This window comes from Acinetobacter gyllenbergii CIP 110306 = MTCC 11365, assembly GCF_000413855.1.
Taxonomy (GTDB): Bacteria; Pseudomonadota; Gammaproteobacteria; order Pseudomonadales; family Moraxellaceae; genus Acinetobacter; species Acinetobacter gyllenbergii.
Map to the genome: position 1 here is coordinate 1 of NZ_ATGG01000065.1, position 9,998 is coordinate 9,998.

The following is a 9,998-nucleotide window of genomic DNA, read 5'->3' on the forward strand; positions in this document are numbered from 1 at the left end:
AAGGCAAAAAAGGACATGGAGGGTTGGAGTGCGTAAAAACCTACATCTTTAAGTATGTGGCCAAACTTCACGGCAAAGGCAGCTTACGAGGACGTGTAGAGGCTACGACAGCTCTCCAAGCAAAACAGCAGATATTACAAGGCAATGAATTGATCAAGGATGTCTCAGTATCGCTATTAACCAATCAAAAGGCTGCACGTGCGCAGTCTTTTGAAAAAATAAATAACTAATTTGAGGTGAATTAACTATGTCTTGCTTAATTCGAGTATCTGAATTTATTAAACGAGTCTATGGAGATGCAAGCGATGGTGCGACGCCTCCTACTCCTCAAACCATCACACGTAAATGCCGAATAGGTAAATTACCTGCTGAATTACATGGTGCAGAAGATGGCAAACGTGGTACCTGGTACATCAACTGGGAAGCTTATGAAAAGCAAACTGGCGATGAGTTAGTAAATAAAGTATTGCAAGGTTAAAAATGTCACGTTCTAGAAATGCAGGCAACAAAGACTTGCCTGCGAATCTCTATAAAGCGAATGGAAAGTCATGGCGATATCGCCATCCTGATACGGGTAAGTTTCATTCCATGGGGAGTAACAAGTCAGTTGCAGTCCAAGCTGCACGCAAACTTAACTCATTACTGATTCAGGAAGAAGATTATGTTTCTAGTGTCACAGGCAAGACAATCTCATTTAAGGATTTTTGCGAACAGTTTTTAGAAGAAAAGAGACGTAAAGATGGGCGGCCTTTATCTGAAAACACAAAGAAGAATTACAAGATCCATTTAAACCGAATTTACAGGGTTTGAGGCAAGATATCTTTAGACTCAATTACTTTAAAAATGGTAAATGATCAATTAGATGAACTGACACCTTCGAACAGAAAGGCGATAAGAAGCTTACTGTGCAGTATTTTTGATGTAGCGATGAGTAAAGGGATCTGTCCTGATAATCCTGCACGCATCACTTTGACAAAGCATGTCCAGAGACAGCGAAAATGCCATACTCTTGCAGGTTTACAACAGATTAGAGCCAATTCCCCATTGTGGCTCCAAAATGCAATTGATTTATCTCTTTTAACCACACAAAGACGTACTGATATTGTGGCCTTGCGTTGGACTGATATTTACGATGGATATATACATATTGCACAACAGAAAACCACGACCGATTCACTGGATGAATTTGAGGTTATGGAAGGTGCTGGGTATGTCCGAATTAAAATTGATGCAGAACTGCAAAAGGTTTTAGATCGATGCAAACCAGATAAACTTCTTACTCCATTTGTAATTCATCAAATCCCTAAGCGTAAAACCAAGAATGCGAATAAAGAGCATTGGACTCAAATTCTCCCTCAATATTTATCCGAAGAATTTTTGAGGATTGTTAAACGTGCTAAGGCATATCCGGATCTGAAAGGTAGGCAAATTCCGACTTTTCATGAAATACGAGCATTGGCTATTTTTCTACATAAAAAAGCTGGTCGTAGTGCTCAGGCATTAGCTGGTCACAGCTCGGTAAAAATGACAGAACATTATGAGGCAGGACATGAAATTGTTTGGAATGACGTAGATGTGGGGATTGCCTTGCCATTTGCCTAAATGACATAAAATCTTTTAACAAATGGGGTTTATAAGTTATTGTTTTCTATGATTTCTATAAGTCCCATTTTTGCGTTAAAAAACACTGATTTTTATAGCTATAATTAATATAAATCAATACCTTAATTTGATTTCACTTCATTACGTTTTGATAATTAGGATAGTAAAAATCCATCTTCCAACGGCTTTGTGGCGGTGGAAAACTGCCCAGCATCAGCAATTTTGCAGTCGCAGGTAGAAACGGTTGTAATGGGTGTGTTTCTATTTCTATATCAGTCATTTATATAAAGAGCCAAATTTTAAATCGAATGAATATTTTTAATCATTTTATCGAATTTTCCAGTTTTTTGCTTGGGTCTTTTGTTCGTTGAAATTTCATCTTCACAAAATTTTAGCAATATCTTTACCTTGAATAATATCTTTATTGACTAAAATGTCATGGATTAATAGCTCTATTTTACAAATTAACTGCTTAATTACTGATCAAAAAAAACAATCTAAAAGATGACTTTCTGACATATTTGATGATTAGAACATATGTGCAAACTATGAATCCATAGTATGGTATCGAGTAGAGATCTGCTCGCTTTGGTCTGGTACCAAATTGGGCTGATGATCTAAAGAACTTAAAAAACACATATAACGCCCGTTCTGAGAACGTGGCAACAAAGCCTAGCTTTCGACATGCATGGTCTAAAAATCAATTCTGCTTGATTCCAGTAAAAACTAGTTTTGAACCCAAGTACATTGATGGGAAATCCCATTGGTATGGAATTTATCGAGAAGACCATATACCCTTCACTGCTGTTAATATTTATGAACATGCGACTGTAAACGGCGAGCTGGTTATTTCAATGAGCATGTTAAAGATCAATGCTGATGATCACCCATTTATGAAACAATTCCATGCACCAAACGATGAAAAGCGATCGATTGTAGTCATCCCCAAAGGCCGCCATAATGACTGGCTTAACTGCAATCATGATCAAGCTAAAGACTTTTTAGTTGAAATGCCGATTGATGAATACACTTCTGAGCCTAAACATGAAATAAAATAATTAAAGGCAAAAAATTTTTTGATTTTTACATTCAGCGTTATCTTCTGAATCCTCACCTATTTCTTAATTCCATTTCTTTTTCTTGTGCTGCCTCTAACTCTGCGAAATTCCGATCGTACTCAGCCTCCTGCTCTTCAGCGGTTTTCTGCTGATGTTCATTTACTTCATGCTCTTTATTACTTGCATTTTGTGTGACTTCAGCCCCCTTTAATCGAGCACTATTATCAGTAATTTTAGACAGACCAACATCACTTGTAACACTAGATTCATTAACTTGACTTTCTCTGTTATCTGAATGATTTAAACTTGAATTATTTACTTTTGCTATATCGGTTTTAAATGTATACACAATAAATGCCAACACGATAAACACCAATATGAATAACACTTTATATCTCATCTATATACTCCTTTTATCCGCTCTCTGTTAAATCATGAAATAAACAATCCTATAAAAATATCTTACATAAACCAAACAATGTTTACATAGTTATCCCCAAGTGTTTTGATTGTGAGCCGCATACCCTTAAAGTCCATTAAAAAATGGTAAAAGATAATGCAAAAAAAATTAATACCAATCGTTCTATTATCAATATGTTCTTCTGCTTATGCTGAAGTCACATACTCTACACTGGAAAATACTGGAATTGCGGGAAGCAACTTTTTAACTTTAAATGCAGATAATTCAGTGTCCTTCTCAGGTTCGACTGGGGCAGAAAACCAACAATGGGCTTTTGTGAAGGCTGAAAACAGTGGGTATTGGTACTTAAAAAATAAGGCAAATCCATCTCTTTGTTTTAATGCTGTTACGAACAAATATGATTCTTGTACAGGTCCAGGATATTCAACATATAGAAAGTTTTATCTGCGCCAAACCTCAACTAACAAGTTTAGTATTTTTAATCAGTACAAAACTCAACTTGAGCAACCTAATTATCTAGCGGCCAATCTGGCCAATTCAGGAGTTACGTATAGTCAATTGGGGGGCGATAAATCCATTTGGAAATTTAGCGGAAAATATGAAAATCCCAGCGCTTTTTTAGGTAACCATAAAGTTCTATTGGTCAATGCTTATTTTGATGGGCAAAAGCCTCAAAATGGAACCGACGTTTACAATGCTGTGTTTAAAAATTCCAGTAACAAACTAAATCTTCAGGAAAATATTGAACTTTCTTCTAATGGTAGAGCGACTATATCTGGAGAGTTTTTAGACAATATCAAACTAAGTTCATCCCCACTTAGTTCATGCTCAGGAGATGAAAAAAACGAGAAAATATTCAATCCTATTAAAAAATTAGCAGCAGACAAAGGGATTTCCTATGAATATCTTTTTGTAGAACTCCCAGCTACAAATCTATGTAAATATGGTGCTGTAGCAGACATCAATGGAACAAGAATCCACTCCAATGGATCCGGTCATAAATACTGGATGTGGACACATGAATTTGGACACAATCAAGGTTTTATGCATACTCAATTTATAACCACGGAATCGGTGAATGGTAGTACTGTTAAATTAACTAAAACAGCAACACCTGAAAGTTGGGGTATAGATTATGGGGATGCATTAGGTGCTGGTGGTGCTGCCTTATATACCGTTAATTACAGATTGTGGTTGGGATGGCTTGACCGTGAAAGTGTGCCATATATTGAATCCAAAGGTAAATACACCTTATTGCCCGCATTTAGTTCACAAAAAGGAAATAAGGGCCTTCGTATTGCTCATAAAGATGGATATTTGGAATTCGAATACCGTCCTAATCAAGAGCGCTATGACCAATTTTCAGCAAAACCCAATCAAACAATTAGTAATGGTTTAACTGTTCGAAAAGTGAAATATGACTCTCTGAACACTATTACCAATACAATAATTGACACAACCCCAAATACCGACTCTAAAGACTCTCCGCTAACTATTGGGAGAACACTGATCGATGAAGAATCTGGTTACACGATAAGAGTATTATCTGTAAACGAGAATTCAGGGATTGAAATTGAAGTTAGCTGATCATTTTTTACTTATGGCCCTTTGTTCAATTAAGCTCCAATAGCATATTTGAACTAAGGGCTTTTTCAATTTCTATTCAGACTGTCAGAAATTTTTAGTTTTGAAAAACCCAAGCGAACACTCTACAGAAGACACGCGTAAATTCCGACCAAACGCACACTAGCAGCGACAAGTAATGACTCCCCTTTATTTCCACTAAAATTTTAAAATTTGAAAACATTTTAGGCCAAACCTAAAATACAACTTGAATATGTTACAAATTCAAATTGTAGCCATGAGCCATTCAAACCAAATCATCGAAATCAAGAATCATCTCAGGCATGACTTACTCTCAGATGTATCTTCCATCATAGTGATACATCCTTCTATGCGTATGGCTATTACTGTCTCAATAGAAAAAATTTCAGCAGGTTTCCCTTCCCCAACCCAAGATTATATCGATATGAATCAGCATTTGATTGGTAATGAATACGCGACCTTCATTGTTAAAGTCGGCTCACTCTCAATGAAAAACGCTGGTATTGATATTGATGATGAATTGATTGTTGATCGTAGTTTAGAAGTTAAGCATAGAGATATCATTGTTGCCTTGGTCAACAATCATTTTACCGTTAAACGTTTAATGCTTGATGAAGATGACCGAATCGGGTTAAAAGCCGAGAATCCTGAATACAGCAATATTTATTTTGATGATGACCAACTGCTAGAAGTTTGGGGTATCGTTACTTTCATACTGAAAAAAACAAGAAAAATATGAAGTACGAAAATAAAGTATTTGTGTTAGTTGACGTAAACAATTGCTATGTCAGCTATACATTTCCTGAGCCTACAGACTTTGCACCTGAATTGGCTAAGGCTGCTACATTGATGTTGAACCATATCTACGAAGAAGGGATTAAATATAAGAAGATAGGAATTGGACCTTGCTTTATACTTAACCGTAATTGGTCCATGAGTCGGGATAAACTGAGTAGAAATCCATTTAGATGGGAAGATCTACTCACAGTAAATTAATTTTTAAATTAACTTATCGTGAGCTATTAGAAACTATAGGAAAAGCTAGATAGACAAGACCCCGACATTAGGTACAGTAGGCGAAAGCTCAAAAAATCAGAATCATATAAAATGCTATAATCCTGACAGCAACTTTCAATTAGTCATTTTACTTGCCCTTCATACAGGTAATACAATTCAGCATTGTCTGTATCTCCGCCCCAGCTATATTTTTCTTCGCCAATCCGCTTCAAACCTTTTCTTTCATAAAATTGAAAGTTTGAACTATCATCCGTATAAAGAAAAAACTCTTTAACCTTCATTTCAATAAGATAATCAGTAAACATTGAATACAATTTATTGCCTATTCCCATACCTTGATATTGTTCATCTAGGATAAATAAGTTTAAGGATGCAACAAATTTCTTACCACTTTTTAGAAGTAATTTTTCATTTAATATCAATGTATCCAAATAACCCTCAAAAACATCTTCTTTCTTTTCTAAGATTATTTCCTTTAAAGCCTTATATTTTCTTATTTTTGCATTAGCTTTCTGCTTAATATTATCTATCATTGATGCTGCAATAACTCCAACAATCTCATTCTCATTACGTACCACAAAGATACGAGAGGAGTTTATAATAACCTCACCTAGAAAAAACTCCGCCATAGGTTTCACATTCTTTTGAGGAACCCATGAATGATAATCCCAAGTAAATACGATCATCTGGTTTATTTTGTCTAAATCATTTTCGCTCAATTCTTCTGCAGCTTCATACTTTAAAGAAACATTCCTACTCATGTTACTCACACTCATTTAACTTCAATAAAAATACAATTTTCGATTCAAAGCTATTTCAAGTTCTCAATGCTTTAACTATCGTAATAGATAACCCTCTAATGAAGGCTATCTAACTGATCAAATGAACATTCTTCTTTATTTAGTTAAATATTCTTTCACAATATGATCACTTAAAAGTTTAATAACTTCTGAGCGTTCAACTAAAGAAGTCTCACTTTTTCTCACATAAATACTGATAAATACAGGTGCATGAGTTTCTGACCATACCATTGAAGTTAAACCTCTAATGCCATAATCACTGGCACCCGTACGATCAGCGATTTTCCATCCTTTAGGTAAAGCAGCTCTTAACATATTATCTGCAACTTTATTCCCTATCATCCATTCTTTTAATTGCTCTTTTGAGCTTTTAGATAACACATTACCCGTCAATAACTTTTTCATACTGGCATTCATGGCATTGGGAGTCGTTGTATCTCGGATGTCATCTTCGGGATTAATGACAAGATCTGGTTCATATCTATCTGATCTTGTAACTTCATCGCCAATTGAACGCATGAATGAGGTTAGGCCTACAGGGCCTCCACCTGCCTCTATCGCAAAGTTTGCTGCCGTATTATCACTGTATGCGGTCGTAATTTCACAAGCTTGTTTGATCGTCAGTTTTTTATTTACGTAATCTTTGACCACTGGTGAATAAGTAACGAGGTCTTTTTGCTGAATCGTTTTTGAATAATCTAAAGTCAGCTTTTTAGCATCAACCTTCGCCAATACATTCGCACAAGCAAGCGCTTTTACAGTGCTGTCCAAAGGAAAGCGTTTATCGCCATTGATCGAAATCAATTTATCATCCATATCTAGGATAGATACACCAATCTGCCATCCCTTTTCGGATAGGGTTTTGATTTGCCCTTCCAGAGTAGCAGCCATAGTAGCTGACACCGAAGAGCCAAACAAAACAACAGCTATGACAGATTTCAATAACGATTTCATATTGCATCCATATATTAAAAATTTAAAAAATTAAGCGTGGCCAAGTATACCTCTAGAAATTTAATTATTAAGTTAATCAAATGTTTTATCATTATTTAATGGCTTAAATGTATTCAATAATAAAGCCTCTATCAAAGGCTTTTGCACATATTTCAACATGAATATTTTTGTTGATCTTGTTATTGGCCCTACATGGTAAATGACACTACTCTTGAATGTAGAAAAAGCCCCTTGGGGCTTTACTATAGTCATAAAAAACCCGCATACCGCGGGTTTCCATTCTAGTATTAACTGAAAAGTAAAAGAGCGCCCAACCATAGTAGTAGTGTGGCTAATATATAACTGGTTCTTCTCCACATCAAAATCGTGTTGGAATTATCTTTGAGCACTTTTCCAAAGTACTCAATTTCCTGTTTTGCATCCTCAATAACACTTGTTCCGAAATTAATGGCATCTCTAAGCTCTTTATTCTCATCCAATAATGCCTGCTTTTCTTCCCAATTAAGCTCTATCATTTTTCTATCAGATTGAATTCTGTAAGCAATATCCTGTAAAAGCTCTTCACGTGTCATTTGATGAAACTCTTCATCTAGATCGGCAGCAGTAAATTTATATTCACTCATAAATAAACTCCAATTAAGGACGATACAAACCAGGCAACTTTATCCAACAAACACTATTTTCTGCATCTTCACGGTAGATCTTTACTAACTCATAAATTGCAGTTGAAATTTCTTTACCTTTTTACCACTTTCACAACGATTTTTAAAAGTTTTCTCCAACTTTATTTAGTAAGCTTAATAAGTTTACTAAAAAACCACCCGAAGGTGGTTTAACTCAATTAGATTGTATTTCCACAAATGTCTTTTGCACCAGTAGGATAAGTGTTTTGAAGTTTAGTACGGTCCGTAACTAGCTCAAGTGAAAATGTTTTCCCGACCATAGCTGAGTTTGATGGAATATCTTGAACAGCAATTTGTGCTAGAAAATAACCTTCATTTGGCTTTGTAGAGTAACTTCCCACATAGCCATAATTTGTGCCATTTGAAATTACACCAATTTGTTGAGTCTGTTGATTGATGTAAAAACCTAACCTTACTCCGTTATTCAAAGCATTATTATCTATAGCATTTTCACCTATTAAGGCATTGTTTGACAGATCTCTTGATTGCCATGCTGATAATATTTGGTTTGGAACCTCAGGTATATTATTAAGACTCATAATCGAATTGGATAAAACATGCTTATCTTCTTTAGTTCCAAAAAAAGTAAACGGAAAAAGACCAATAATACTGTTGTTACTTAAGACCACATTTGGAACTTTCACAATCATTTCATAGGCAATAATGTTACTTTGGGATAATGCAACATCGCCGATCATTTTGCCTGGTTGACTTAATTGCTTATTGCCAAAATTTCCACTTGCAGCAACGTATCTTTTACTTCCTGTTGTCGGGCTTATGGTTAAGGAAACTTTTTGCCCAGAAATAGTTGGAAAAGGTAGAGATCCTGATGAAACCGCATTTAGTTGCGTCTGATTAGCATCAAAATTATAAATACACGCTGCGAAAGTGTGCATTGCAGGAATGGCTATGATAAGAATGCCCAATATTATCTTCTTCACTTCGTTTACCTTTTTTATAATTGAACAAGTAGTATAAATAAATCACTTTCAATATGTGAGAAATCGGATAAAAAGTCATTAAAAAACCACCCGAAGGTGGATTTTTGCTTATCTAACACTTATTTTGGATTTAGAAAGTAAAAATTAAAAAGAAGTGATGCTAGCAAGATGCTGGCCACAGTTAGATAAAACCCCACCGTATTAAAGCTCTTTAAAAATTTATATATTTACATAACTCATGCACTTTCCACACACCATAAAATTATAGCTGTTACTTCAATAACTTAATTAAAAAAGGAGGTTAAATTATTATCATTTTCTCACCCACTTTTATTTTTGGCTTTAGACTTTTTATGAACCTCATCAATCATCCAAAGCAAAAATACAATCATTCAAGATATGTGGACCACCTGGCAAATAATTATACTCAGCATAAACATTAATAGCCTGCTGATCTATAGATAACGGCGTACTCTGTCCATATCGTCTGGATCTCCAAATCGTACAAAATGCCAGCAAGATAGACTCCTCAGCATAAGATGATCCGGGTGGCTCAGGCATGACCACCTAAAAATTTGATTTGCCCAATTTCGTGCGGTGTTTTCGACGCATAGGTTTTTTCGTACTTGTAGAGTTCAATGACTTTCCCAAGATATCAGCCTTATCTTTATCAGCATCTTCTTGGATCTCGTAGCCTTCAAGATCAAGGGAAAACCTCCTATTCTCCTCAAGATACAAAGAAGGTATAATTACTTAATTACTTAATTACTTAATTACTTAATTACTTAATTACTTAATTACTTAATTACTTAATTACTTAATTACTTAATTACATTCATTTTCAGGATCACTCATCATCTTTTTTAAGTTGTTAAATTCCTGTATGTACCTATTTTCATCATAGACCAACTCTAAAT

General features: G+C 35.2%; 11 protein-coding genes and 4 pseudogenes. 7 read left to right on the forward strand and 8 right to left on the reverse strand.

The annotated features are described in order from the left end of the window. The 3 genes and pseudogenes from F957_RS00060 to F957_RS22110 all read left to right on the forward strand — a co-directional run. On the forward strand, positions 1-230 hold a 230-nt coding region (locus F957_RS00060), incomplete at its 5' end, for a hypothetical protein (RefSeq protein ID WP_016660722.1). 17 nt (positions 231-247) lie between these two features. After that, positions 248-478 carry a hypothetical protein gene (locus F957_RS00055; RefSeq protein ID WP_005153261.1) on the forward strand — a complete coding sequence of 77 codons (231 nt, stop codon included), beginning with the start codon at positions 248-250 and terminating at the stop codon, positions 476-478. Between the two features lie 2 nt (positions 479-480). Next, positions 481-1,602: pseudogene (locus F957_RS22110) on the forward strand (phage integrase Arm DNA-binding domain-containing protein). Positions 1,603-1,741: 139 nt separating this feature from the next. On the opposite strand, the pseudogene F957_RS21435 reads toward F957_RS22110, so the two are convergent. Beyond that, positions 1,742-1,882, reverse strand: a pseudogene (locus F957_RS21435) (G:T/U mismatch-specific uracil/thymine DNA-glycosylase); the annotation flags it as partial. Positions 1,883-2,177: 295 nt separating this feature from the next. Here F957_RS21435 and F957_RS20955 point away from each other — a divergent pair. Beyond that, a pseudogene (locus tag F957_RS20955) lies at positions 2,178-2,660 on the forward strand (SOS response-associated peptidase family protein); the annotation flags it as partial. Between the two features lie 52 nt (positions 2,661-2,712). On the opposite strand, the gene F957_RS00040 reads toward F957_RS20955, so the two are convergent. Then, positions 2,713-3,060 (reverse strand): hypothetical protein, encoded by a 348-nt coding sequence (locus F957_RS00040; protein ID WP_016539999.1) that lies wholly within the window; start codon positions 3,058-3,060, stop codon positions 2,713-2,715. Between the two features lie 156 nt (positions 3,061-3,216). Here F957_RS00040 and F957_RS00035 point away from each other — a divergent pair, with 156 nt between their 5' ends. The 3 genes and pseudogenes from F957_RS00035 to F957_RS22040 form a co-directional block, all read left to right on the forward strand. Beyond that, positions 3,217-4,668 (forward strand): hypothetical protein, encoded by a 1,452-nt coding sequence (locus tag F957_RS00035; protein WP_016539998.1) that lies wholly within the window; start codon positions 3,217-3,219, stop codon positions 4,666-4,668. A gap of 250 nt (positions 4,669-4,918) precedes the next feature. Next, complete coding sequence (locus tag F957_RS00030) at positions 4,919-5,425, forward strand: LexA family protein (protein WP_016660724.1); 507 nt, start codon at positions 4,919-4,921, stop codon at positions 5,423-5,425. Between the two features lie 38 nt (positions 5,426-5,463). Next, a pseudogene (locus tag F957_RS22040) lies at positions 5,464-5,682 on the forward strand (DNA polymerase V subunit UmuC); the annotation flags it as partial. Positions 5,683-5,825: 143 nt separating this feature from the next. Here F957_RS22040 and F957_RS00020 read toward each other — a convergent pair. From F957_RS00020 to F957_RS21440, 6 genes are all read right to left on the reverse strand, one after another. Then, positions 5,826-6,464, reverse strand: a complete 639-nt coding sequence (locus F957_RS00020; protein WP_016539996.1) for a GNAT family N-acetyltransferase — start codon at positions 6,462-6,464, stop codon at positions 5,826-5,828. A 135-nt stretch (positions 6,465-6,599) separates the two neighbouring features. Next, complete coding sequence (gene bla / locus F957_RS00015) at positions 6,600-7,457, reverse strand: class A beta-lactamase (protein WP_016660726.1); 858 nt, start codon at positions 7,455-7,457, stop codon at positions 6,600-6,602. Between the two features lie 287 nt (positions 7,458-7,744). Next, entirely contained in the window at positions 7,745-8,080 is a 336-nt protein-coding gene (locus F957_RS00010) for a hypothetical protein (protein WP_016539994.1), read from the reverse strand. Positions 8,081-8,298: 218 nt separating this feature from the next. Continuing rightward, the gene (locus tag F957_RS00005; RefSeq protein ID WP_016539993.1) at positions 8,299-9,081 is read right to left on the reverse strand and encodes a DUF4882 family protein; all 783 of its coding nucleotides are present in this window, start codon (positions 9,079-9,081) and stop codon (positions 8,299-8,301) included. Between the two features lie 119 nt (positions 9,082-9,200). Continuing rightward, on the reverse strand, positions 9,201-9,308 hold the full coding sequence (locus tag F957_RS22165) for a hypothetical protein (RefSeq protein ID WP_392390262.1): 108 nt from the start codon (positions 9,306-9,308) through the stop codon (positions 9,201-9,203). A 136-nt stretch (positions 9,309-9,444) separates the two neighbouring features. After that, on the reverse strand, positions 9,445-9,642 hold the full coding sequence (locus F957_RS21440; RefSeq protein WP_016660727.1) for a hypothetical protein: 198 nt from the start codon (positions 9,640-9,642) through the stop codon (positions 9,445-9,447). Positions 9,643-9,998 lie beyond the last annotated feature (356 nt).

Bases quoted from the DNA above. Each gene is read 5' to 3' on its own strand.
- bla (WP_016660726.1), bottom strand. From the start codon at position 7,457: ATGAAATCGTTATTGAAATCTGTCATAGCTGTTGTTTTGTTTGGCTCT.
- F957_RS00035 (WP_016539998.1), top strand. From the start codon at position 3,217: ATGCAAAAAAAATTAATACCAATCGTTCTATTATCAATATGTTCTTCT.
- F957_RS00055 (WP_005153261.1), top strand. From the start codon at position 248: ATGTCTTGCTTAATTCGAGTATCTGAATTTATTAAACGAGTCTATGGA.
- F957_RS00010 (WP_016539994.1), bottom strand. From the start codon at position 8,080: ATGAGTGAATATAAATTTACTGCTGCCGATCTAGATGAAGAGTTTCAT.
- F957_RS00030 (WP_016660724.1), top strand. From the start codon at position 4,919: ATGTTACAAATTCAAATTGTAGCCATGAGCCATTCAAACCAAATCATC.
- F957_RS21440 (WP_016660727.1), bottom strand. From the start codon at position 9,642: ATGCCTGAGCCACCCGGATCATCTTATGCTGAGGAGTCTATCTTGCTG.
- F957_RS00020 (WP_016539996.1), bottom strand. From the start codon at position 6,464: ATGAGTAGGAATGTTTCTTTAAAGTATGAAGCTGCAGAAGAATTGAGC.
- F957_RS00040 (WP_016539999.1), bottom strand. From the start codon at position 3,060: ATGAGATATAAAGTGTTATTCATATTGGTGTTTATCGTGTTGGCATTT.